This is a genomic window from Azoarcus sp. KH32C (assembly GCF_000349945.1).
GTDB lineage: Bacteria > Pseudomonadota > Gammaproteobacteria > Burkholderiales > Rhodocyclaceae > Aromatoleum.
In genome coordinates this window covers 2,419,141-2,443,662 of record NC_020516.1, presented here as the reverse complement: position 1 = coordinate 2,443,662, position 24,522 = coordinate 2,419,141, and the positions used below count along the sequence as shown (strand labels likewise).

The following is a 24,522-nucleotide window of genomic DNA, read 5'->3' as shown; positions in this document are numbered from 1 at the left end:
GGTGTCAAGTCAATTTGGATAAAGGGGAAGGATCATGGCCATCAACGGCACCACGGGTGATGACACCCTGAACGGCACTAATGGCGCCGACACCATCATTGCCGGCGCAGGCGACGACATCGTCAATTCGGGAAACGGGAACGATACCGTAAGCGCTGGCTCTGGCAACGACACGGTCTATGCCGGCAATGGCGATGACGTCGTAAGCGGCGACACCGGAAACGATACGCTGTTCGGCGAAAACGGGAACGATATCCTCGAAGGCGGCGACGGCGACGACACGATCGACGGGGGCAACGGCCAGGATCTGCTCTTCGGCGGCGCCGGCAACGATCTACTGTCGGGCGGCAACGGCGCGGACCGAATCTACGGCGGCTCCGGCGACGACGCCATCGGCACCGCATCCACCCGCTTCCAATCGACATCGGAAAACGGCAGCGACACCATCTATGGCGACGGCTACAACACCTACGCCGCGTACGCGAGCGCAGGCACCGTCACCTCGCCCGTGGGCAATGACCGCATCTATTCCGGCAACGGCAACGATACGATCTGGGGTGACAACGGCACGAACGGACCGGTCGGCGGCAACGACGACATTTACGCAGGAAACGGCAACGATCTCGTGTACGGCGAAGGCGGAAATGATCGCCTCTTCGGCGAAGGCGCCAATGACCGCCTCGACGGCGGCGCGGGCGACGACCTCCTCGTCGGCGGCACCGGCACCGACATCCTGACCGGCGGCGCCGGTTCCGACAACTTCGCATTCAGTGCCGGCCTCCGAGCCCAGGATCGGGATGAACATGACGACGAACACCGTCACCATGGTTACGACCACGATGACCTGGATTCCTGGTCCGACTCCGCGAACGGCTCGCCGGACACCATCACCGACTTCAAGGGCGTCAAGGACATTGCCGCCGTCGCCGAACAGGACAAGATCGATCTGACCCAACTTCTGGGTACCACGGACCTGAACTGGGGCGGGACCACCGCCACCGCAAACGGCGTCTGGTTCGTCAAGGACGTCGCCAACAATGCCACCTACGTCTATGCCGATATCAACGGCAACCCCTCCACTCCGGAACTCGCAATCAAGCTCAACGGCCTGCACGACCTGACCAACAACGATTTCCTCGGCGTCAAGAACTCGGGTCCGACGATGGCAGCCGCCACGACCACTGCGACGGGCGGCATCACTGAAATTGCCGACGGCGCTGCAGGTGAAAACACCGCGACCCATATCAAGTCAGGCGTCATCGACTTTACTGATGCCGACTTCGGTAGCGTCCATAACGCCAGTTTCGCAGCCCAGGGCGGCGGAACCGGCTACGTTGGCACCTTTTCACTCGGCTCTGTCGACGACACGAACACCACGGTTGGCTGGAATTTCACCGTTCCGGACGGAGCCCTCGACCACCTCGCCGCTGGCCAGACGGTCGTGCAAAAGTATGACGTCACCGTCAGTGACGGAGCGGGCGGGACGGTTGTGCAGACGGTTACGGTGACGCTTACCGGCACCAACGATGCCCCGGTCGCAGCCGTCGCCACCGGTGCCGCCACCGAGGGCGGTGCCGTGATCCACGGCTCGGTCGGTGCCACCGACGCCGACGACGGCGCCGTGCTCAGCTACAGCCTCACCAGCGGTCCCGCTCCGGCCGGCCTCAGCTTCGGCGCCGACGGCCACTACAGCTTCGACCCGACAGTCGGCGCCTACGACCACCTCGCCGCCGGCGCCACCCTGGACGTCGTCGTCAGCTTCAAGGCCAACGACGGCAGCGCCGACTCGAACATCCAGACCCTCACCATCACCGTCACGGGCACCAACGATGCGCCGGTCGTCAGCGACATCAGCACCGGCGCCGCCGAGAACGGCCCGGCCGCGACGCTCGCCGCGAGCTTCACCGACGCCGACACGAGCGACGGCCACAGCTTCTCGATCGACACCACCGGCACCGTCGGCGCCGTCACCAACAACGGCGACGGCACCTTCAGCTACGATCCGAACGGCCAGTTCGAGCACCTGGCCGTGGGCGAGACCGCCACCGACAGCTTCGCCTACACCGTCGATGACGGCCACGGCGGCGTCGTGACCAAGACCGCCACCGTCACCATCACCGGCTCCAACGATGCGCCGGTCGTCAGCGACATCAGCACCGGCGCCGCCGAGAACGGCCCGGCCGCGACGCTCGCCGCGAGCTTCACCGACGCCGACACGAGCGACGGCCACAGCTTCTCGATCGACACCACCGGCACCGTCGGCGCCGTCACCAACAACGGCGACGGCACCTTCAGCTACGATCCGAACGGCCAGTTCGAGCACCTGGCCGCGGGCGAGACCGCCACCGACAGCTTCGCCTATACCGTCGATGACGGCCACGGCGGCGTCGTGACCAAGACCGCCACCGTCACCATCACCGGCTCCAACGATGCGCCGGTCGTCAGCGACATCAGCACCGGCGCCGCCGAGAACGGCCCGGCCGCGACGCTCGCCGCGAGCTTCACCGACGCCGACACGAGCGACGGCCACAGCTTCTCGATCGACACCACCGGCACCGTCGGCGCCGTCACCAACAACGGCGACGGCACCTTCAGCTACGATCCGAACGGCCAGTTCGAGCACCTGGCCGCGGGCGAGACCGCCACCGACAGCTTCGCCTACACCGTCGATGACGGCCACGGCGGCGTCGTGACCAAGACCGCCACCGTCACCATCACCGGCTCCAACGATGCGCCGGTCGTCAGCGACATCAGCACCGGCGCCGCCGAGAACGGCCCGGCCGCGACGCTCGCCGCGAGCTTCACCGACGCCGACACGAGCGACGGCCACAGCTTCTCGATCGACACCACCGGCACCGTCGGCGCCGTCACCAACAACGGCGACGGCACCTTCAGCTACGATCCGAACGGCCAGTTCGAGCACCTGGCCGCGGGCGAGACCGCCACCGACAGCTTCGCCTACACCGTCGATGACGGCCACGGCGGCGTCGTGACCAAGACCGCCACCGTCACCATCACCGGCTCCAACGATGCGCCGGTCGTCAGCGACATCAGCACCGGCGCCGCCGAGAACGGCCCGGCCGCGACGCTCGCCGCGAGCTTCACCGACGCCGACACGAGCGACGGCCACAGCTTCTCGATCGACACCACCGGCACCGTCGGCGCCGTCACCAACAACGGCGACGGCACCTTCAGCTACGATCCGAACGGCCAGTTCGAGCACCTGGCCGCGGGCGAGACCGCCACCGACAGCTTCGCCTATACCGTCGATGACGGCCACGGCGGCGTCGTGACCAAGACCGCCACCGTCACCATCACCGGCTCCAACGATGCGCCGGTCGTCAGCGACATCAGCACCGGCGCCGCCGAGAACGGCCCGGCCGCGACGCTCGCCGCGAGCTTCACCGACGCCGACACGAGCGACGGCCACAGCTTCTCGATCGACACCACCGGCACCGTCGGCGCCGTCACCAACAACGGCGACGGCACCTTCAGCTACGATCCGAACGGCCAGTTCGAGCACCTGGCCGTGGGCGAGACCGCCACCGACAGCTTCGCCTACACCGTCGATGACGGCCACGGCGGCGTCGTGACCAAGACCGCCACCGTCACCATCACCGGCTCCAACGATGCGCCGGTCGTCAGCGACATCAGCACCGGCGCCGCCGAGAACGGCCCGGCCGCGACGCTCGCCGCGAGCTTCACCGACGCCGACACGAGCGACGGCCACAGCTTCTCGATCGACACCACCGGCACCGTCGGCGCCGTCACCAACAACGGCGACGGCACCTTCAGCTACGATCCGAACGGCCAGTTCGAGCACCTGGCCGCGGGCGAGACCGCCACCGACAGCTTCGCCTACACCGTCGATGACGGCCACGGCGGCGTCGTGACCAAGACCGCCACCGTCACCATCACCGGCTCCAACGATGCGCCGGTCGTCAGCGACATCAGCACCGGCGCCGCCGAGAACGGCCCGGCCGCGACGCTCGCCGCGAGCTTCACCGACGCCGACACGAGCGACGGCCACAGCTTCTCGATCGACACCACCGGCACCGTCGGCGCCGTCACCAACAACGGCGACGGCACCTTCAGCTACGATCCGAACGGCCAGTTCGAGCACCTGGCCGTGGGCGAGACCGCCACCGACAGCTTCGCCTACACCGTCGATGACGGCCACGGCGGCGTCGTGACCAAGACCGCCACCGTCACCATCACCGGCTCCAACGATGCGCCGGTCGTCAGCGACATCAGCACCGGCGCCGCCGAGAACGGCCCGGCCGCGACGCTCGCCGCGAGCTTCACCGACGCCGACACGAGCGACGGCCACAGCTTCTCGATCGACACCACCGGCACCGTCGGCGCCGTCACCAACAACGGCGACGGCACCTTCAGCTACGATCCGAACGGCCAGTTCGAGCACCTGGCCGTGGGCGAGACCGCCACCGACAGCTTCGCCTACACCGTCGATGACGGCCACGGCGGCGTCGTGACCAAGACCGCCACCGTCACCATCACCGGCTCCAACGATGCGCCGGTCGTCAGCGACATCAGCACCGGCGCCGCCGAGAACGGCCCGGCCGCGACGCTCGCCGCGAGCTTCACCGACGCCGACACGAGCGACGGCCACAGCTTCTCGATCGACACCACCGGCACCGTCGGCGCCGTCACCAACAACGGCGACGGCACCTTCAGCTACGATCCGAACGGCCAGTTCGAGCACCTGGCCGCGGGCGAGACCGCCACCGACAGCTTCGCCTATACCGTCGATGACGGCCACGGCGGCGTCGTGACCAAGACCGCCACCGTCACCATCACCGGCTCCAACGATGCGCCGGTCGTCAGCGACATCAGCACCGGCGCCGCCGAGAACGGCCCGGCCACGACGCTCGCCGCGAGCTTCACCGACGCCGACACGAGCGACGGCCACAGCTTCTCGATCGACACCACCGGCACCGTCGGCGCCGTCACCAACAACGGCGACGGCACCTTCAGCTACGATCAGAACGGCCAGTTCGAGCACCTGGCCGCGGGCGAGACCGCCACCGACAGCTTCGCCTATACCGTCGATGACGGCCACGGCGGCGTCGTGACCAAGACCGCCACCGTCACCATCACCGGCTCCAACGATGCGCCGGTCGTCAGCGACATCAGCACCGGCGCCGCCGAGAACGGCCCGGCCGCGACGCTCGCCGCGAGCTTCACCGACGCCGACACGAGCGACGGCCACAGCTTCTCGATCGACACCACCGGCACCGTCGGCGCCGTCACCAACAACGGCGACGGCACCTTCAGCTACGATCCGAACGGCCAGTTCGAGCACCTGGCCGTGGGCGAGACCGCCACCGACAGCTTCGCCTACACCGTCGATGACGGCCACGGCGGCGTCGTGACCAAGACCGCCACCGTCACCATCACCGGCTCCAACGATGCGCCGGTCGTCAGCGACATCAGCACCGGCGCCGCCGAGAACGGCCCGGCCGCGACGCTCGCCGCGAGCTTCACCGACGCCGACACGAGCGACGGCCACAGCTTCTCGATCGACACCACCGGCACCGTCGGCGCCGTCACCAACAACGGCGACGGCACCTTCAGCTACGATCCGAACGGCCAGTTCGAGCACCTGGCCGCGGGCGAGACCGCCACCGACAGCTTCGCCTACACCGTCGATGACGGCCACGGCGGCGTCGTGACCAAGACCGCCACCGTCACCATCACCGGCTCCAACGATGCGCCGGTCGTCAGCGACATCAGCACCGGCGCCGCCGAGAACGGCCCGGCCGCGACGCTCGCCGCGAGCTTCACCGACGCCGACACGAGCGACGGCCACAGCTTCTCGATCGACACCACCGGCACCGTCGGCGCCGTCACCAACAACGGCGACGGCACCTTCAGCTACGATCAGAACGGCCAGTTCGAGCACCTGGCCGCGGGCGAGACCGCCACCGACAGCTTCGCCTACACCGTCGATGACGGCCACGGCGGCGTCGTGACCAAGACCGCCACCGTCACCATCACCGGCTCCAACGATGCGCCAACCCTCACCGGCACCCAGGCCACCCTCGCGGGCGGCACCGAAGACACCGCCTACACGGTCACTGCCGCCAACCTGCTCGCCGGCTTCACCGACGTCGATGGCGACACGCTCTCCGTGTCCGGCCTCACCGCCAACCACGGCTCGGTCGTCGACAACGGCAACGGCACCTTCACGATCACGCCCGCCGCGAATTACAACGGCGCCGTGACGCTGGCCTACAACGTCACCGACGGCCACGGCGGCAGCATCGCAGCCACCGAGTCATTCAACCTCGCCGCGGTCAACGACGCGCCAACCCTCACCGGCACCCAGGCCACCCTCGCGGGCGGCACCGAAGACACCGCCTACACGGTCACTGCCGCCAACCTGCTCGCCGGCTTCACCGACGTCGATGGCGACACGCTCTCCGTGTCCGGCCTCACCGCCAACCACGGCTCGGTCGTCGACAACGGCAACGGCACCTTCACGATCACGCCCGCCGCGAATTACAACGGCGCCGTGACGCTGGCCTACAACGTCACCGACGGCCACGGCGGCAGCATCGCAGCCACCGAGTCATTCAACCTCGCCGCGGTCAACGACGCGCCAACCCTCACCGGCACCCAGGCCACCCTCGCGAGCGGCACCGAAGACACCGCCTACACGGTCACTGCCGCCAACCTGCTCGCCGGCTTCACCGACGTCGATGGCGACACGCTCTCCGTGTCCGGCCTCACCGCCAACCACGGCTCGGTCGTCGACAACGGCAACGGCACTTTCACGATCACGCCCGCCGTGAATTACAACGGCGCCGTGACGCTGGGCTACAACGTCACCGACGGCCACGGCGGCAGCATCGCAGCCACCGAGTCGTTCAACCTGTTACCGGTCAACGATGCCCCCGTCACGGTAGCTGACAAGCTAATCGTCACAACCAACACATCTGCGACCATCTCCACCAGTGCGCTGTTGGGCAACGACACCGATATCGACGGCGCGGCACTCTCCATTACAAACGTGAGCGGCGCCAGCGGCATTTCCGGCCTGAGCCTGAATGCTGACGGCACTATCAGCTTCACGACCGGAAGCACCGCTGGCGCTACAGCTGGCAGCTTCCAGTACACGGTTTCTGACAGCGCTGGTGGCAGCACGACCGCCACGGTCACTATTGATATCCGCTCAGTTTCCAACGGCAACACTGCAGACACTGTTGACCTTACATCGGCCGGCACCTACCAAGCATCCTATCTAGACGGAAAATCCGGCGGTGACACTCTGACCGATGGTCCATTTCAGTCCGTCCTAGTCGGAGGTGACGGCAATGACGCCCTGAACGGAAATGCAGGATCCGATTTGTTGGTGGGCGGAAACAATAATGACGCGCTCAACGGAGGCTCCGGCAATGATGTCTTGCGCGGGGGGGCAGGCAACGACAATATTGATGGGGGAGCGGGATCGGAGGATCTGATAGATTTCTCGGACACTGCTGGCACCAATGGCCTCAACTTCACACTTAGTCAATCCAGCACCGACACAAACTTCAATACCCCGGCCTCGACGGGCCTCGGAACCGACACCTACCGCAACATTGAAGGGGTCATTGGAACCAACAATTCGGACACGATCACCGGCAGCTCCGCAAACGACATCATCCGCGGTGGTGGCGGCAACGACACGCTCGACGGCGCCGGAGGAAGTGATCTGCTCGATTTCTCCGACGCGACCGGATTCATCAATTTCACGCTGATCCAAAGCTCTTCGACCACAAGCTTCAGCGCGACGGGGCTCGGTACCGATTCTTATAAGAACTTCGAGGGCGTGATCGGCACGGCATTCGGCGATGCGATAACCGGGTCCACTTCTGCAGACGAGCTTCGCGGAGGCGGTGGAAATGACACGATCAACGGCGACGGCGGCAATGATCGCCTCGTCGGCGGAGACGGAGCCGATATCCTCACAGGCGGTAGCGGCAGTGACACCTTCGTGTTCAACTCCGCACCGAACGCGGTGGATACGATCACTGACTTCAACGCGTCCGGCATCGCCGGTGACGTCGTCGAGCTGTCCTTGGGCACCTTTAGAGCGCTCTCCACGTCAAGTGGTTCAACGCTCGCAGCCTCCGAATTCACCACGAGTAACGGTGGAGGTGCTGGCGATACGGTCGGAGGCGGCATCCACGTGATCTACGACAGCACCACCGGCAACCTCTACTACGATGCCGATGGCGGCAGCGCGGCAGGCCGGACGCTGGTGGCGACCATCACCCTCACCAACGCGGCCGACACCTTCGACAACAACGACATCCGGGTTCTCTGACGAACTGGGATGCAGAACCGGCCGCCGACGTGCTCCTTGCGAGCCGTCGGCGGCCGAGCTTTTTTGCACCGAAGCAATATGCCACTCGGACGTTAGCTCACGCCCAGGTGTTTGTGCAGCAGTTCGGGATTGGCGCGAAGTTCCTCGCTCGTCGCCTCATGCGCAACCTTCCCTTTCACCAGAATCACATTCCGATCCGAAATCGACGTCACCGCCACGTGATTCTTGTCGATGACGATCGTCGCAATGCCGGTCGCGCGGATCTGGCGGACGATGTACCAGATCTCCTTCGCAATCAGCGGTGCGAGCCCCTCAGTCGCCTCGTCGAGGATCAGCAGATCCGGGTTCGTCATCAGCGCACGGCCAATCGTCAGCATCTGCTGCTCGCCGCCCGAGAGCTGCCCGCCGCCGTTCGTGAGCCGCTCGCCGAGCCGCGGGAAGGTGTCGAGCACACGCTGGTAGGTCCAGTCGCGCCGCCCGTCGACGCCCGGTTTCGCCGCCATGATCAGGTTCTCGCGCACCGACAGGTTCGGGAAGATGCCCCGCCCTTCGGGCACATACGCGATGCCCTTGCGCGCAACCATGTAGGGTGCCGCGCCCGTCATTGTCTTGCCGCGCACGACGACCCGCCCATGCCGCGGGCGGACGTGGCCGAGCAGGCTGCGGATCAGCGTCGTCTTGCCCATGCCGTTGCGGCCCATCAGGCCGAGCGTTTCGCCGCGGCGCACGGAGAAGTCGATGCCGTGCAGGATGTGGCTGCTACCGTAGAAGGTATGCAGCCCTTCGGCTTCCAGAAGTACTTCACTCATCGTCGTTCTCCCCCGCGCCCAGATAGGCTTCCTGCACTGCGATGCTTTCGCGGATCTGCTCCGGCGGTCCGCTTTCGAGGACTTGCCCGGTCACCATCACGGTGATGACATCGGCGACAGCGAACACCGCGTCCATATCGTGTTCGACGAGCAGGATCGCGTGCTCCGGCGCGAGCCTCTTCAGCAGCGCGACCATCGCCTGCGACTCCTCGGGCCCCATGCCCGCGAGCGGCTCGTCGAGCAACAGCACGGACGGCGAGGTCGCGAGCACCATCGCGATCTCGAGCTGGCGCTGCTCGCCGTGACTCAGTGTGCCGGCGACGACGTCGCGCCGTTCGGCTAGGCCCGCCTGCTCCAGCGCACGGTCCGCGGTCTCATTCAGGTCCGCATAGGACACGGCCTTCGACAGGATCCGCAGGGCGCGAGGCACACGCGATTGCGCGGCGAGGCGGCAGTTCTCGAACACCGTAAAGCCCGGGAAGATGTTGGTGCGCTGGTAGCTGCGGCCGATGCCGGCGCGCGAGCGTTTGTCGGGGCTCCAACCGGAAATGTCTTCGTCGCGAAGCAGGATCTGCCCTTCCGACGGCGGCAGGTCGCCCGACAGCAGGTTGATCAACGTCGACTTGCCCGCCCCGTTCGGTCCCAGCACCGCGTGCAGCTTGCCGCGATGCAGGTCGAGCGAGACGTCCTTGTTCGCGAAGAGGCCCCCGAAGCGGCGCGACAGCCCGCGGGCAGCCAGTACGAGTTCATCCATTCTGGTTCCCTCCCCCGATCAGCAGGCCCTTCAGGCGACGGGGCAGGCTTGACAGCCCGCCCGGCAGCACCATCACGACCGTGACGATCACCGCGCCCATCAGGAACTGCCAGTGCTTGGTCACCGACGAAAACACCTCCTGCAGCACGACGAAGGCAAACGCGCCGATCGCCGCGCCGTTGAGCGTGCCGAGGCCGCCGAGGATCACCATCAGCAGCACGTTGCCCGAGTGGTGCCAGGATAGGATCTCGGGCGTCACGAAGCCGAACTGGCAGGCGGACAAGAAGCCCGCGAGCCCCGCCAAGCCACCCGCCGTAACAAAGCCCGCGAGCTTGTAGAGGAACACCGGGAAGCCGAGCGACAGCATGCGGTGCTCGTTGCTCTTGATGCCCGCCAGCGCATGCCCCAGCGGCGAGCGCAGCAGCACGCGCAGGAACACATAGCAGACGACGAGCGCAGCGAGCACGACGTAGTAGAACTGCATCGGCGAGCCGAGATCGAGGAGCAGCGTCTCGCCGATCCTGAGCTCCGGCTTCACGTTGAGGAACACTCCGTCGGAGCCGCCGCCCAACGGCGAATCGTGGAAGATGAAGTAGATCATCTGCGCGAACGCGAGCGTCACCATGATGAAGTAGATGCCCTTCGTCCGCAGCACGAAGAGCCCCACGACGAAGGCGACCGCCGCACCGGTGAGCACCGCCGCAGGCAGCACCAGCCACAGGCTCCCCGGATCGTACTTCGGCGACAGCAGCACGACGCTGTAGGCGGCGACGCCAAAGAACGCGGCGTGGCCGAAGCTCACAAGGCCGGTGAAGCCGACCAGCAGGTCCAGGCTCATCGCGAAGATCGTCATGATCATGATCTTCGCGACCAGCTCGTTGTAATAGCTCGAGCCGAACACCGGAAACAGCGCCAGCACAAGCAGCACGAGCGGCAGGTAGCTCCGCACTTTCTTTGCGGCGGCAGGTGTAATGGGGGGCATCGTCAGATCCTCCGGAAGATGCCTTCGGGCCGCCACAGCAGCACCGCAGCCATCAATACATAGACGGAAAGGCCGGCGTAATCGGGCACGAGAACCTTGCCGAAAGTATCGGCCAGGCCGATCAGCACCGCCGCGACGAACGCCCCCCACACCGAGCCGACCCCGCCGATCACGACGACGACGAAGCAGATGATCAACACCTGGTTGCCCATGCCCGGATACACGGACGACACGGGCGCCGCGAGCATCCCCGCCAGCGCCGCCAGCGTCACGCCGAGCCCGAACACGATGCGGTAGATCAGGTCGATGTTGATGCCGAGCGCCTGCACCATCTCCCGGTTGGAGCTGCCCGCGCGGATCATCATGCCGAGTCGCGTGTAGCGGATCAGCCAGTACATCAGCGATGCCAGTGCAATGCACACGCCGGAGATGAAGAGCCGATATACCGGATAGCTCAAGGTCTCGTTGAGCGGGATCGAGGCCGACAACAGCGCGGGGATGCCGAGGCCGTGCACCTCGTCGCCGACGATCATGCTGCGCAGTTCCTCGAACATCAGGATCAGGCCGTAGGTCAGCAGCACCTGGTCGAGGTGGTCGCGTTTGTAGAGCTTGCTGAAGAGTCCCCATTCGAGGAGGAAACCGATCAGCGCGCTGAGCGCGATGCCGAGCACGACCGCGATCAAGAGGTTGTCGGTGAGCGCCGTCAGCGAGAACGCCATGTAGGCGCCCATCATGTAGAAGCTGCCGTGCGCGAGGTTGATGATACCCATGATGCCGAAGATCAGCGTCAGTCCGCTTGCGACCAGGAAGAGCAGCAAGCCGTACTGCAGCGCGTTCAGCAGCTGGATCAGGAATGTTTCCATGGCGATGTCCTTGCAGGCGCGATGCGCCCGGGGTGCGAGTGCAACCGCGGCGCGCACCGAGGCACGCACCGCACAAGCGTGTCGAGTAGGGTGACGGCGGGGCCGGACTCGCAGGTAACGCGCCCACCCCCTGTAATGGGCGCGGCGAACGCGCCCCGCCGTTTCCCAGACCCGATTACATCCGGCAGCCGCGCGCCGGATCCGCGAGTGCCTTCGCGGCGACAGTCACCAATTTGTTCTGCTTCGCCTCCACCTTTCTCAGGTAGATGTCCTGCACCGGGTTGTGGGCCTTCGACAGAGTGAAGCGTCCGCGCGGACTGTCGATCGTCGCCGATTCCATCGCCTTGATGAGCTCCGCACGCTTGCTCACGTCGCCGCCCACGGTCGCAAGCCCCGCGCCGAACAGTTGCGCCGCGTCATAGCCCTGCACGGCGTAAACGTCCGGCTGGCTCTTGAAGGTCATCGCATAGGCAGTCCGGAAGGCCTTGTCCTTCGCAAGATCCAGCCCGTCCGCGTAGTGCAACGTCGTCATGATTCCGTCGGCGGATTCGCCCTGAGCCTCGAGTGTGCCGTCAGTGAGGAAGCCCGAACCGTAAAGCGGGATCGACTTCTTCAATCCCGCCGCGTCGTAGTCCTTCACGAACTTGACCGCGCCGCCACCGGCGAAGAACACAAACACCGCATCCGGCTTCAGCGCCGCGATCTCGGTCAGATAGGGCTGGAACTCGACATTCGGGAAGGGCAGATACATCTCCTTCACGACCTTACCGCCCGCTTTCTCGAAGGCCTCCTTGAAGCCCGCGACCGACTGCTCGCCGAAGGCATACTTCCAGCTCAGCGTGACGACGTTCTTGTGCTTGCGATCCGCCATCACCTGCCCCATCGCGTACGCCGGCTGCCACGCGGAGAAGGAGGTGCGAAAGATGTTCGGCGCACAGAGCGGCCCGGTGATCTCGTCCGCGCCGGCGTTCGGGACGATCAGCAAGGTATTGTTTTCACGGGCGACGCGCGTCATTGCGAGCGCGACACCGGAATGGACGGTGCCGATCAGAAGGCCGACATTGTCGCGCTTGACGAGCTTGTTGGCGTTCTCTGGCGCCTTGGCCGGATCGGACTCGTCGTCCACGGTGAAATACTCGATCTCCCGCCCCCCGAGCTTGCCGCCTCCCTGATCGACGGCAAGCTTGAAGCCGTTGGTGATGGCGGTACCCAACGAGGCATAGGTACCGGTGTACGGCAACATCAACCCGACGCGGATCTTCTTCGCGGACTGAGCGAAAAGCGGCGCCGAAGGCAGGGCAAGACCGCCGGCAAGGCCGGCGCTGGACAGCAGGAAATCACGGCGATTGAAACCTTGCTTCATTTGACACTCCTCCAGTGGATGGCCGCTTGTGCGGCTCTGGTTCTGGTTGTGCTGCGGGGTTCTACGCCGTCGACAAGGACCGCAGCTTGAATCGCTGGATCTTTCCGGTCGCGGTCTTCGGCAACTCGTCGACGAACTCGAGCCAGCGCGGATACTTGTACGGCGCGAGCTTCGACTTCACATGCAACTTCAATTCATCCGCGAGCGACTTCGACGGCCCCTGCCCAGGCTTCAGCACGACGAAGGCGAGCGGCTTGATCAGCCCATCCTCGTCGGCCTTCCCCACCACCGCGGCCTCAAGCACGGCGTTGTGGGTGATCAGCGCCGACTCGACCTCGATCGGCGACACGTAGATGCCGCCGACCTTGAGCATGTCGTCGTTGCGGCCGGAATACACGTAGTTGCCGTCCGCATCCTGTGTGTACTTGTCGCCGCTGCGCGTCCATTGGCCGACGAAGGTCTCGCGGCTCTTCGTGCGGTTGTTCCAGTACAGGGCCGCACTCGTTGGACCCCGCACCTGCAACTCGCCCGGCTCGCCCGGCCCGACTTCGTGCCCGTCGTCGCCGATCAACCGCAGCTCGTAACCTGGCACCGGTCTGCCGCTCGTGCCGTAGTGAACCTCGCCGGCCCGGTTCGACAGGAAGATGTGCAGCATCTCGGTCGACCCGAGCCCATCGAGGATCTCGACGCCGAAATGCTCCGTCCAGCGCTTGCCGACCTCTGCGGGCAAGGCCTCGCCCGCAGAGGCGCAACGGCGGATCGACAGCTCCTCACGCCCCGGCAGCTCGGGGCTCGCGAGCATCGACGCATAGAGCGTCGGCACGCCGCAGTAGATCGTCGGCTGGTGTTCGCGCAGCACGCGGAACACCGCCGCCGGCGTCGGACGTTCGGCCATCAGCACCGCCGTCGCACCGACCGAGAACGGAAAGGTCAGGCCGTTGCCCAGCCCGTAGGCGAAGAACAGCTTCGCCGCCGAGAACACCACGTCGTCCTCACGCACGCCGAGGACGGGCCGTGCGTAGAGTTCCGCCGTATTGATGAGGCTCGAATGCAGATGCACCGTGCCTTTCGGCGCGCCGGTCGAGCCCGACGAGTAGAGCCAGAAACAGGCGTCGTCCGCACAGGTCGGCGCGGGCTCGAAAGGCGGACGCGGCGACGCGACGAGTTCGGCGAAATCGAGATGCCCGCCGCGCGTCCCCGCATCGCCGCCCGATACGACGACGTTCTTCACGAAGGGGCTGGATTCGATCGCCGTCGAAAAGGCCGGCAGCAGCACCGACGACACGACCAGCGCGCGCGCACGGCTGTCGCGCAGCATGTAGGTGTAGTCCGACGCGGTCAGAAGCGTGTTGACCGGAATCGGCACCACGCCTGCCTTGATACAGCCGAGAAAGGCCGTGGGAAAGTCGATGGTATCGAGCAGGCACAACAGCACCCGCTCTTCCATTCGGATGCCGAGTTCGCCCAGTGCATGCGCGAAGCGATCGACCCGTTCGGCAAGTTGCGCGTAGGTGTAGCTGCCCGACTGGTCGATCACCGCCGTCTTGTCGCCGCGCCCCGCGCGCAGGTTGCGCTCGATTAGGTCGTGCGCCGCGTTGTATTCGCGCGGGATGGTGATTCGCGGTGGGCTGACACTGTGATCCGCGACGCTGAGTTCCGCCATTTGCTCCTCCTCCTGGTTTCTCCGAGCCGGCCTGCGCTGCGGTGTGATCTCTAGTGGATCGTCATCCCGCCGTCCGCCGCCAGCACCTGCCCGGTGACGTAGCTCGACGCGTCCGACGCGAAGAACACGAACACCGGCGTGATTTCCTCGGGCTCCGCCCAGCGTCCGAGCGGAATGCGGTCGAGGTATTTCTCCTTGAAGCGATCATCGGTGCGGATCGTCTCGGTCATCGGCGTCGCCGCCCCCGGCGCGATCGCGTTCGCCGTGATGTTGTAGCGCGCGAGCTCCTTGGCGGTGCTCTTCGTCATCCCCAGGATGCCGGCCTTGGCCGCGCTGTAGTTGATCTGCCCGATGGTGCCCAGCACCCCGGCGGTAGAAGTCACGTAGATGATCCGGCCGTACTGGCGCTCGATCATCCCGCCAACCACCGCCTGGAGGCAGTTGAATGCGCCGGTGAGATGCACCCCGAGCACCTGTTGCCATTGGTCGGGCGTCATCTTGTTGAGCATCGCCGTACGCGTGATGCCGGCGTTATTGACGAGGATGTCGATGCGTCCCCACTCGGCGTTGACCTTCGCGGCCATTGCGTCGACCTGAGCGCGATCCGCGACGTTGCACGCTACACCGATCGCCTGCCCCCCGGCCTCGACGATCTGCCCGGCCACGCGGTCCGCAGTCGCCTGGTCGAGATCGATTACCGCAACCTTCGCTCCCTCACGCCCATAGGCCTTCGCGACCGCTGCGCCGATGCCCTGCCCCGCACCGGTCACGACTGCAACCCTGTCCTTCAACTGCATGTCAGTCCCCTTCTGCTGCATGGCGACAATCGCGCCGCCAGTGAACTGCAATGCCCCCCCACTTCAGAAAAGGCCGGGGTGGGAGGAAAACGGCCGATGCCGCGTCCGCCACCCCGGGAAGGGAGAGACTTTATGAAACTGAATGCACCGCGGCGTCAGGCCTTCGGCTTCGGAAGGACCTGCTCGGCGAAGTTCTCGTCGAACATTGCGCCTTCAGCGATCAGCTGGCGGTACTTGATGAAGTCGATGACGTCCTTACCCGTCTGCTTCTTGCTGTCGAAGGCGGTGAAGCCGAGCCACGCCTCGTGGTTCATGTTGGCGGCCAGCCAGTGACGATTCGCGAGCTTGAACTGGTCCCAGAAGAACTTCTTCTTGCCGCGGATGCCGTCGATCGACTTCATCAGGCAGTGCGGGAACAAGTTGGTGAACTTCCACACCAACGCATTGACCGCTTCGTCGAGCTTCGAGAAGTCCGTCGTGCATTGCCCGATCAGATCCTTCGCAGCCTTCGCCTGCTCGGCGGAGACGGACTCGCCATACACCAGCTCACCGTCATCGACGTAGGCGTCAGTGCGCACCAGCGGGTTGCGCACCCACTGACCGTCCTTCTTCAGAACCGGCACGACCTTGGTGACAAGGTTCTTCGCCTTCATCTTGTACGCGCTCCACGGCTCGCACGAGATGCAGTTGTACATCGCGTCTTCCATGTTCAACATCCACGGCAGGAAGTCGGTCGAGCCGCCGTCCGGCGCGCTGCCATGCTTCGGGCCCGCCTGGCCGAACACCGCCATGTCGGACGTGATCGTGATGTCGGTCGCCATGCCGATCTCCTGACCGCCGCCGACGCGCATGCCATTGACGCGGCAGATCACCGGCTTCTTGCAGTTCAGGATGCCGTCGACCATCGCATTGAAGAGGTCCATATACTCGCCGTACTCGTTCGGGCGGCGGGAGTAGTAGGCGGCGTATTCGGCGGTGTTGCCGCCGGTGCAGAAGGCCTTGTCGCCGACCGCGGTGAACACGGCCGCGACCACGTCGCGGTCCGACGAGGCGCGCTGAAAGCCCGCGATTACGGCCTTGACCATCTCGGTCGTGTAGGAGTTGTACTGCGTCGGGTTATTCAGGATGATCCACGCGGCGTACAGCCCGGGAACCTGATTGCCCTGCGGATCCGTCACGGGGCGCTTCTCGAAGATTACAGACGGCGCTTCCGTGCCGAAATGCCCTTCGTCGAGCAGCGAGTGATCCTTGAGGTGGTTGTCGCGGCGCAGCCAGTCGAGTGCCATGAGATGTCTCCTGTTTCTTTATGGGATGGGTGCGTGATCAGAAATCGGGCGTCAGGATGACGCGTCGCTTCAGTTTTCCGTGGTGCGCCTCGTCGAACACTTGCTCGATCTGGCTCATCGGACGGGTCTCGACGAAGGGGCCGAGCTTGATGCGGCCGTCGAGGCACATGTCGCGCACGGCCGCGTAGCGGTCCGGCGGGCAGCCCCAGGTGCCGATGATTTCGGCATCGAAAGCCATCAGCTTCGAGAGCATGTAGCTCGTCTCCGCCGTGCCGTAGCCGACGATCACCAGCTTGCCGGTGAAGGACAGCAGCGACAGCGCGAGCTCCTGCCCCGGCTTGCTGCCCGTGACCTCGAAGATCTTCCAGCCGTAGTTCGACGGCAGGCCGCGCTCCTTGCAGAAGCCCTTGAAAAGCTCCTTGACGTCCTTCGCGCTCTTGTCCTTCGGGTTGATGACGAAATCGGCACCGAAGTCCTGCATCATCATCAACTTCTCTTCGTTGATGTCGATACCGATCACGGCCTTAGCGCCCATGCCCTTCGCGGTCTGCACCATGAAGCTGCCGACACCGCCCGCGGCCCCGATGACGATCACGAGATCATCCTTCTTCAGGTCGGCGCGCACAGCGGCCTGATACGGGGTCGTCACCGCGTCGGCCACAACCGCCAGATGTTCGAGCGGCGTGCTGCCGCGGTTCTCGACCACGCACAAATACTTCGACTGCGCGACGATGTGGCTCGAATAACCGCCGTAGATCCCCATCGAATTGCCCGGCATCTTTTGCGACAGACAGCGATTGCCGCGTCCGGTGTGACACAGCTCGCATTCCCCACAGGGAATCACCGCCGGCACGATCACTTCCTTGCCGATCATCGACGGCTCGCCGCCGATCACCACGCCCGAGATCTCATGCCCCAGCGACAGCGGCGGCTTCTGCACCGTCGGTACGCCCATGTAGAAATACGACAGGTCGGTATGGCACACACCGCAGCCGGCGATCTTCACCACCACGTCGCCCGGCCCCAGCTCGGGCATCGGCACGCGGGTCTTCTGCAACTTGCCCGGCTCGGTCATCTGCCAGGTATCGATATATTCCGGAATCACGCTTCATCTCCCCTATCGAATGTCATCAATTCCCGCACTCATCCAGGCTGGCACGGCGCAGCCCCCCGATGAGGCGTGTTTCGTGCCGAGGCGTCCGCTTGCGCCAACGAGGCGCGGAACACGCCTCGTCGGGGGGCGAATCACCATCAATCAGCAATCCCGCCAAACCGGCTTCCGCTTCTCCAGAAAGGCCGCCAGCCCCTCCTTCGCGTCCGCAGTCCCCATCAATTCATTCAGGTAAATGTTCTCGGCGGTATCGAGCGCAGCCCCGAACGGCTTATCCGCCACCGCCCGAATCGTCTTCCGCGTACTCGCCAACGCCGCCCGACTCAGCCCCAGGAAAGGCGCCACAAACCCCTGCACATCCGCCGCAAAGGTCTCCTTCGCAAACACCCGATTCACCAACCCGATCGCCTTCGCCTCCTCGGCCCCGATGTTCTCGCCGCCGAGGAGCAGTTCCAGCGCCCGAGCCGGCGGCACCAGCCGCGGCAACAACACCGCCGCGATCGGCGGAAACACCGCCAACTTGATCTCCGGCTGACCGAACTTCGCGTTCGCCGCCGCGACGATCATGTCGCACGCAATCGCCACCTCCATTCCGCCGCCGAGCGCCACGCCATTCACCGCCGCAAGCGTCGGAATCGGCAACTGCTGCATCCGGCGGAAAAGCCCATGGAACACTTCGATCATCCGATCGACCTTGTCCGGCGTGTGATCCGCGACCTCCACGCCCGCCGAGAACGCCTTCTCGCCCGCCCCGGTGACCATCAGCAACTTCACGCTCGCGTCCGCCAGACACTGGTCCAGCGCGACGTTCATCTCCTCCATCGTCGGGATGTCGAGCACGTTGAACGGCGGCCGGTTGATCGTCAGCGTCGCGAGGCCTTCGGCCACGCCGTAGGTGATGAACTGGAATTGCGCATTACTCATGGTGTCTCCCGTGTCCCTGTTATTCGATTCAGCTTTCGTTCTTCATCTGCAGCCGGTACGGACACACCGCATCACAGTCCGCACAACACACTTCCCCATCGCAGCGGATGTGCCACAAGTCCGCTCCGCAGTTGCTGCACCGGCATTTCGCTTCCGGCTTCACGGCCGGGCGGACCTCTTCCGCCGTCCAGAAATCGATCACCTGTCCCATCGCGCGCTCCTCAGAACAGATCGTCCAGCTCGTCCGACCCGCCGTCCGGCATCTTTCCGTACTGCTGCAGGTAGGCCTGGATCATCTGGCTCTCCCGCGACGTGAACATCGCCGCTTCCTCGAACACGAAGTTCGTCGCCTCTCCGCCACGCTCGAGCTGCTCCATCAGCCCCTCGCGCAGGTTCTCAACGCCCTTGATCATCAGCACGTTCTTGTCGCCGTCGAGCAGCTGGAATACCCCCGCCTCGGTCGGCACGGAAGCGATCGTCGCCTCGTCAAATTTCAGCGAACTCTCCGGCGGCAGGATCGCGTCGGCGATCTTCGGCGCGAGGTTGCACTTGAAGCAGCGCGCCGCCTCCGCCCGTGCCGTCGCGTCGTCGAAACCCAGCTCGACCTCGTCCCAACCGGTGCGCTTCTCGGGCGCCAACATGATCGGGTGGAACTTGCGCGTCGTATTGAAGCCGTCCTTGCGACCGATGCGCGGGTTGGTCTCCCAGCCGTCGCGCAACAGCACTTCCGAGATGTCGCCGTCACCGCCGAGCGCCTTGTCCATCGCGGAGGCTGCAATGCGCCCCTGGGCGACCGACTCGATCAGCGTCGAAGGCCCGAGCACGCAGTCGCCCCCGGCATACACGCCAGGCCGGCTCGTCAGCATCGAATCCTCGCGCACCGTGATGCGCCCCTTGCGGTCCGTCTCGACGCCGAACCCCTCGAAACGCTTCGGATACTGGCCGATGGCCCCGATCACGAGATCGACGCTCTCGACGACCTCCTCGCCCGTCTCGACCGGACGGCGCCGCCCCGAAGCATCTGCCTCGCCCAGCGCCATCTTCGCGTACGTGATCTGCAAGCGGCTCCCGTTGCTCCCCGCCTCGATCTTCTTCGGCGCGAGCAAGTAGCGGATATTCACGCCCTCCTCCACGCAGCCCTCGAACTCATCAAGGCGCGCCGGCATCTCCTCGCGAGTGCGGCGATACACCATGTCGACCTCGGCTCCGAAACGACGCGAGCTGCGCGCGTTGTCGGTCGCGACGTTACCGCCGCCGATCACTGCCACCTTCTTGCCGGTCTGGATGCCGTCGGGCGTATTTACCAGGCCCATCGTTACGGCCTTCAGGTAAGTCGGGCTGTCGGTCACGCCGGGCAGGTCGTCGCCCGGAATGCCGAGCCGGTCGCCGCCTTGGGCGCCGATGCCGATAAAGACTGCGCCGTAGCCATCGCTGAAGAGCGTATCGACGTTCTCGACCTTCGTGCCGAAGCGGAACTCGACACCCAGCGCCGACACTTCCGCGACCTCGTTGTCGATCACTTCCGCCGGCACGCGATAGGACGGAATGCCGTAGCGCGCCATGCCGCCCGCCGCCGGCTGAGCGTCAAAGATCGTCACTGCATGGCCTTGCTTTGCCAGGTAGTAGGCCACCGTGAGCCCGGCCGGCCCCGCACCGATCACCGCCGCCTTCTTGCCCGTCGCGGGCAGCATCTTCGCATGCTCGCGCCACAGGCCGGTGTCGTTGTCCGCGGCGATGCGCTTCAGATTGCGGATCGACAGCGGATCGTCGAGATCCTTGCGGCGGCAGGCCGACTCGCACATTGCAAAGCAGGCACGCCCAAGGATGCCGGGGAACGGCAACTTCTCACGCACCACGGCAATCGCCTCGCCGTACTTCCCCTCGGCCGCAAGCTGCACGTAGCGCGGCACGTCAATCCCGGCCGGACAGGCGTTCCTGCACGGCACCATCGACTCCTCGCGCTTGGCCGGGTCGAGCGTGCGGTCCATCAGCGCGCCGGTCGGACACACGGTCACGCAGGCCTGACAGAAAGTACAGCCCGATTCGATCAGCGTCGGCGCGATCGTGCCGACGTAAGTTCGCTTGCCCTGAGCCGTCTCGACTTCCTTCACCTCGAGACAGCCCACGCCGCGCACGTCGTTACAGGCAACGAGGCAACGACGGCAGTCGATACAGAGGTTGTAGTCGCGATCGAAGAAGGGTTCGTTCTTGATGATCGGCAGCTGAACCGGTTTGTACGGCGGCGTCGTGTTCGGAATGCCGATGTAGTCGGAAATCTTGCGCAGCTCACAGGACGAGAAGATCGTGCAGCAACGCGTTTCCTGGGGGTTGCCGTAGGAACACTGCGAGCGCGAACAGCCGTCGCGCTGCGGACAGGTCAGGCAGACATGCGGATGCGGCCCGAGGACCTTCGCGAGATTGGCCTGGCGAACTTCCTGGATCGCGGGCGACTTCGTCGTCACCGTCATGCCAGCCGTGACCGTCGTCGAACAGGCTTTCACGACCCCGTCGATGCCATCGATCTCGACCATGCACAGGTTGCAGCCGCCGTCACCGGCACCGCGCTGGCCGGCAGGAGGAAGGTCGGGATGCGCGCACAGCGCCGGAATATAGAGGCCCGCGGCCGTCGCGGCATTGAGCACCGAAGCCCCCTCGGGCGCTTCGACCTCGACGCCGTCGATCGTGAGCTTCACCGGCGCCCCGAACTCGGCCATTCCAGCCGGCTTTGCTGCCTTCCACCACCTGATTTCCGATGTCTGTGCGGCTTCCATGTCTCTCTCGTCCCTTTCTTCTGCTCTCAACCCGACTTCCACGGGGGCGCGGCCTAAGCGGCCTGCGCAAGTTGCCCGTAGCCCGGGTAATAGCTTCCCCGGCAGGCCCCGGCACGCACCGCGGCGATGAAGCTCGCGATGTCCATTACCGGCTGCGAAAACCAGGTCGCGCACCGCCCGACCGCAGCCGTCTTGTGGCAATCGCTGCCGCCCAGCGCGGGCAGGCGCATGTGCTGCGCGGCAGAGATCGCGAGATCGTTGTCGCTGTCCAGATTCCCGCCGTTGTGTGTTTCCACGGCGGCGATCCCGCTGAGGTCCAGCAGGCCATGTAGCAGGCTGGCCACGCCGACCTCGCGGAACGGATGGGCCGGCACGCAGATTCCGCCGATGCGGTTGATATGCTCGATGACGTCATTCATCGGGAGGTAGTTATCCCGCCCCCAGATGTTCCAACCGTCGTCTTCGACGCCATACGCCAGCATGTGTCCCCGGTCGGTCGCGATCTCCACCCCGCGCAGCACCAGCAGCCCCTCATCGCGCCCCACCTGCTCCACGGGGAACGAGGCCTCATACGAGTAATGCTCGGTGATGCACACCCCATCGAGCCCCAGCGCCTTGGCGCGGCGGACGAGGTCCACCGGCTCCAGCCAGTTGTCGTAGGAGTGCTTGGTATGGCAATGGCAATCGATCCACATGGGACGGACTCCGCGCGCCGGTCGGTCAGGCAACCGTGTATTCGAGGTTGATGCGCTTGGACGGCGAGAAGCGCTGGCGGGAGAAGAATTTCTCCAGCGCGAAGTCGTCCCAGTTCACCAGCGTGTACACCTTCTTCACGCCCGCGGCCTTCATGTTCATCATGAACTGATCGAGCAGCTCGCTCGCGATGCCACGGTTCTGAAAGCGCGGATCGACGCCGATCGTGTCGATCGTGGCCGTCGATTCGGGAATACCGAACTCGCCGAAATACACGTCGCCCATCACGAAACCGGCGACCTTGCCGTCGATCTCGCACACCAGCGACGAGTTGATGTTGTGCTTCGGGTTCAGGATCAGTTCCAGCTTGCGCTCGTAGTAGTCGCGACGGTTCTGCTTCGAACCCGCGGCATCGATCTCGACGATCGCATTCAGGTCATCCTTTTTCAGCACCCGCATTACGCGCTTCTGATCCGCCATTTGTCATTCTCCTGTGATGTCTTGTGTCCGGCGCCGCACCCGACGCGCGCACCGGATGCCATTCGATTCAGAACAACTCGTCGTCCTTCTGCACGACTGCCGCGCGACGCGTATAGACCGTGCCGATCACCTTCCCCATCTCCTGATCGGCATCGAGGCAGCTCGTGCAACCGTCGCCTTCGGTCTTGTAGCTCTCGACGTGCACCTCGAAGCCCATGCCGCGGTACGCCTCGGCGATTTCGGACAGGCGCGGCTCACCGATCGTCGTCAAGCGCTTCCAGCCCTCGCGAAGCAGCCGATCCTCGACGTCCTCTTCGCGCGAGGTCGCCCCCGCGAGCTTGATCGGAATCGTCTTCTTTGCGCTCATCGCCGAACCCTCGAACATTGCCCGCATGGTGGCCGCCCCCTTACCAGGAGTGCTTGATCGCGCCGGGGGTGCAAGCGCTGGCACAGGGCAGGCTCGTGTAGCCGGCTGCCGGCTTGCATCCGGCGCAGTCATAGGCCAGCGCGCGCGTGCATTCCTTCTTCACCCACGCCACTTCGTCGTCGTAGTCGTCGGTGATGATTTCGAACATGTTCTTCGGGCACGCCGTCAGACAGGCCCGCTCGGCGGCACAGTCGATGCACTTGTCCGTGTCGATGCTGATGTAGTACTCGCCGGAACCGTCCTTGTAGCCGTAGTTCGCGATCATGTCGGTGCTCCTTGGTTTGCCTCCGGGACCGGGAGGCGGCTCGCGCCGCGACTCCCGGCATCCGGCTCCGGATCAGGCCGCCTTCGCGCCCTGCTTTTGCATCAGCGTGTAGCCGAACAGTGCCGCGCCCAGCGCGCCGGCGATCTGGCTGTCGATCTTCGTATCGACGGCCTTGATGCCGAGCAGCTTCTCGATTCGCTTCACGACGCCCGGGTTCTTCGCGATGCCGCCGGTGATGAAGAAGCCTTCCTCGACACCGATCCGCTCCAGCAGGCTCACGACACGCTCGGCCATCGCCTGGCAATACGCCGCGATCACCTTGTTCTTCGTGTAGCCCGCCTTCAGCAGCGCCAGCGCCTCGGACTTCGCGAACACCACGCAGATCGACGACACGGCTTCCGGCTCCTCATCGACCTCGAAGGAACGCGGGCCCAGCTCGGCGATGGGGATCTGCATCAGGTCGGAGATGACTTCCATGCCACGCCCGGTACCGGCCGCGCACTTGTCGTTCATCAGGAAGTTCGTGACCTTGCCCTTCTCGTCGCAGTGGATGGCCTTGCAGTCCTGGCCGCCCATGTCGAGGATGGTGCGCACCTTGGAGCCGCCCATGTAGTTCGCGCCGCGGGCGTGGCACGCGATCTCGGTGATCGCCTTGTGGGCGAAAGGCACGTTCACCCGGCCGTAGCCGGTGCCGACGACATAATTGATGTCCTCGAGCTTCATGCCGATCTTGTCCATAATGCCGGCGAGCGCGTTCTTGGCGGAGTCCGGCGAGTTGTTGCCGGTGCGCATGCTGTTGTAGCCGTAGAGTTCGCCGTCACAGACGATCACCGCCTGCGAGGACACCGAGCCCACGTCGATGCCGCAGGTGATGATCTTGGCATCCTTCCAGTTCTTGCTCTCGTCGAACCAGGTATTTTCCTGCCAGCGCCAGAATTCCTTCTTCTCCGGTGCGGTGGCGGCAGCAACTTCTGCATTCATTTGATTGCTCCTATATCCGTA

The 24,522-nt window shown here is 65.0% G+C and carries 17 protein-coding genes; 1 reads left to right on the top strand and 16 read right to left on the bottom strand.

Annotated elements, in window-relative coordinates:
- Window positions 1-34: 34 nt before the first annotated feature.
- Entirely contained in the window at window positions 35-8,332 is an 8,298-nt protein-coding gene (locus AZKH_RS27265) for an Ig-like domain-containing protein (RefSeq protein ID WP_015435773.1), read from the top strand.
- Window positions 8,333-8,424: 92 nt separating this feature from the next.
- On the opposite strand, the gene AZKH_RS10630 is transcribed toward AZKH_RS27265, so the two are convergent.
- The 16 genes from AZKH_RS10630 to bzdQ all read right to left on the bottom strand — a co-directional run bounded on the left by AZKH_RS10630 (window position 8,425) and on the right by bzdQ (window position 24,501).
- Window positions 8,425-9,141, bottom strand: coding sequence for an ABC transporter ATP-binding protein (locus AZKH_RS10630; protein WP_015435772.1), 717 nt, complete (start codon window positions 9,139-9,141; stop codon window positions 8,425-8,427).
- A complete protein-coding gene (locus AZKH_RS10625) occupies window positions 9,134-9,895 on the bottom strand; it encodes an ABC transporter ATP-binding protein (RefSeq protein WP_015435771.1) in 762 nt (253 codons plus the stop codon). Before AZKH_RS10625 ends, AZKH_RS10630 begins: the two co-directional genes overlap by 8 nt.
- The gene (locus AZKH_RS10620) at window positions 9,888-10,877 is read right to left on the bottom strand and encodes a branched-chain amino acid ABC transporter permease (RefSeq protein WP_015435770.1); all 990 of its coding nucleotides are present in this window, start codon (window positions 10,875-10,877) and stop codon (window positions 9,888-9,890) included. Before AZKH_RS10620 ends, AZKH_RS10625 begins: the two co-directional genes overlap by 8 nt.
- 2 nt (window positions 10,878-10,879) lie before the next feature.
- Window positions 10,880-11,740, bottom strand: coding sequence for a branched-chain amino acid ABC transporter permease (locus tag AZKH_RS10615; protein WP_015435769.1), 861 nt, complete (start codon window positions 11,738-11,740; stop codon window positions 10,880-10,882).
- Window positions 11,741-11,915: 175 nt separating this feature from the next.
- Window positions 11,916-13,103 carry an ABC transporter substrate-binding protein gene (locus AZKH_RS10610; RefSeq protein WP_015435768.1) on the bottom strand — a complete coding sequence of 396 codons (1,188 nt, stop codon included), beginning with the start codon at window positions 13,101-13,103 and terminating at the stop codon, window positions 11,916-11,918.
- A 61-nt stretch (window positions 13,104-13,164) separates the two neighbouring features.
- Entirely contained in the window at window positions 13,165-14,766 is a 1,602-nt protein-coding gene (locus AZKH_RS10605) for a benzoate-CoA ligase family protein (RefSeq protein ID WP_015435767.1), read from the bottom strand.
- A 50-nt stretch (window positions 14,767-14,816) separates the two neighbouring features.
- Window positions 14,817-15,563, bottom strand: a complete 747-nt coding sequence (locus tag AZKH_RS10600) for an SDR family NAD(P)-dependent oxidoreductase (RefSeq protein ID WP_041657188.1) — start codon at window positions 15,561-15,563, stop codon at window positions 14,817-14,819.
- Between the two features lie 155 nt (window positions 15,564-15,718).
- Window positions 15,719-16,849, bottom strand: a complete 1,131-nt coding sequence (oah, locus tag AZKH_RS10595) for a 6-oxocyclohex-1-ene-1-carbonyl-CoA hydratase (protein ID WP_015435765.1) — start codon at window positions 16,847-16,849, stop codon at window positions 15,719-15,721.
- Window positions 16,850-16,886: 37 nt separating this feature from the next.
- Window positions 16,887-17,954, bottom strand: a complete 1,068-nt coding sequence (gene had, locus AZKH_RS10590) for a 6-hydroxycyclohex-1-ene-1-carbonyl-CoA dehydrogenase (protein ID WP_015435764.1) — start codon at window positions 17,952-17,954, stop codon at window positions 16,887-16,889.
- 150 nt (window positions 17,955-18,104) lie between these two features.
- Window positions 18,105-18,884 (bottom strand): enoyl-CoA hydratase/isomerase family protein, encoded by a 780-nt coding sequence (locus AZKH_RS10585; protein WP_015435763.1) that lies wholly within the window; start codon window positions 18,882-18,884, stop codon window positions 18,105-18,107.
- A gap of 221 nt (window positions 18,885-19,105) precedes the next feature.
- Window positions 19,106-21,655, bottom strand: coding sequence for an FAD-dependent oxidoreductase (locus AZKH_RS10575; protein WP_304412657.1), 2,550 nt, complete (start codon window positions 21,653-21,655; stop codon window positions 19,106-19,108).
- A 53-nt stretch (window positions 21,656-21,708) separates the two neighbouring features.
- Window positions 21,709-22,350, bottom strand: a complete 642-nt coding sequence (locus AZKH_RS10570) for a PHP domain-containing protein (RefSeq protein ID WP_015435760.1) — start codon at window positions 22,348-22,350, stop codon at window positions 21,709-21,711.
- A gap of 25 nt (window positions 22,351-22,375) precedes the next feature.
- Complete coding sequence (locus tag AZKH_RS10565; RefSeq protein ID WP_015435759.1) at window positions 22,376-22,828, bottom strand: GNAT family N-acetyltransferase; 453 nt, start codon at window positions 22,826-22,828, stop codon at window positions 22,376-22,378.
- A 67-nt stretch (window positions 22,829-22,895) separates the two neighbouring features.
- Window positions 22,896-23,195, bottom strand: coding sequence for a hypothetical protein (locus AZKH_RS10560; RefSeq protein WP_231874511.1), 300 nt, complete (start codon window positions 23,193-23,195; stop codon window positions 22,896-22,898).
- A gap of 40 nt (window positions 23,196-23,235) precedes the next feature.
- Window positions 23,236-23,520: a ferredoxin protein gene (locus tag AZKH_RS10555; protein WP_015435757.1), complete on the bottom strand. Its 285-nt coding sequence runs from the start codon at window positions 23,518-23,520 to the stop codon at window positions 23,236-23,238.
- Window positions 23,521-23,592: 72 nt separating this feature from the next.
- Window positions 23,593-24,501, bottom strand: a complete 909-nt coding sequence (gene bzdQ / locus AZKH_RS10550) for a benzoyl-CoA reductase, bzd-type, subunit Q (protein WP_015435756.1) — start codon at window positions 24,499-24,501, stop codon at window positions 23,593-23,595.
- Window positions 24,502-24,522: the final 21 nt, after the last annotated feature.

Bases quoted from the DNA above. Each gene is read 5' to 3' on its own strand.
- AZKH_RS27265 (WP_015435773.1), top strand. From the start codon at position 35: ATGGCCATCAACGGCACCACGGGTGATGACACCCTGAACGGCACTAAT.
- AZKH_RS10630 (WP_015435772.1), bottom strand. From the start codon at position 9,141: ATGAGTGAAGTACTTCTGGAAGCCGAAGGGCTGCATACCTTCTACGGT.
- AZKH_RS10625 (WP_015435771.1), bottom strand. From the start codon at position 9,895: ATGGATGAACTCGTACTGGCTGCCCGCGGGCTGTCGCGCCGCTTCGGG.
- AZKH_RS10620 (WP_015435770.1), bottom strand. From the start codon at position 10,877: ATGCCCCCCATTACACCTGCCGCCGCAAAGAAAGTGCGGAGCTACCTG.
- AZKH_RS10615 (WP_015435769.1), bottom strand. From the start codon at position 11,740: ATGGAAACATTCCTGATCCAGCTGCTGAACGCGCTGCAGTACGGCTTG.
- AZKH_RS10610 (WP_015435768.1), bottom strand. From the start codon at position 13,103: ATGAAGCAAGGTTTCAATCGCCGTGATTTCCTGCTGTCCAGCGCCGGC.
- AZKH_RS10605 (WP_015435767.1), bottom strand. From the start codon at position 14,766: ATGGCGGAACTCAGCGTCGCGGATCACAGTGTCAGCCCACCGCGAATC.
- AZKH_RS10600 (WP_041657188.1), bottom strand. From the start codon at position 15,563: ATGCAGTTGAAGGACAGGGTTGCAGTCGTGACCGGTGCGGGGCAGGGC.
- oah (WP_015435765.1), bottom strand. From the start codon at position 16,849: ATGGCACTCGACTGGCTGCGCCGCGACAACCACCTCAAGGATCACTCG.
- AZKH_RS10585 (WP_015435763.1), bottom strand. From the start codon at position 18,884: ATGAGTAATGCGCAATTCCAGTTCATCACCTACGGCGTGGCCGAAGGC.
- AZKH_RS10575 (WP_304412657.1), bottom strand. From the start codon at position 21,655: ATGGAAGCCGCACAGACATCGGAAATCAGGTGGTGGAAGGCAGCAAAG.
- AZKH_RS10570 (WP_015435760.1), bottom strand. From the start codon at position 22,350: ATGTGGATCGATTGCCATTGCCATACCAAGCACTCCTACGACAACTGG.
- AZKH_RS10565 (WP_015435759.1), bottom strand. From the start codon at position 22,828: ATGGCGGATCAGAAGCGCGTAATGCGGGTGCTGAAAAAGGATGACCTG.
- AZKH_RS10560 (WP_231874511.1), bottom strand. From the start codon at position 23,195: ATGAGCGCAAAGAAGACGATTCCGATCAAGCTCGCGGGGGCGACCTCG.
- AZKH_RS10555 (WP_015435757.1), bottom strand. From the start codon at position 23,520: ATGATCGCGAACTACGGCTACAAGGACGGTTCCGGCGAGTACTACATC.
- bzdQ (WP_015435756.1), bottom strand. From the start codon at position 24,501: ATGAATGCAGAAGTTGCTGCCGCCACCGCACCGGAGAAGAAGGAATTC.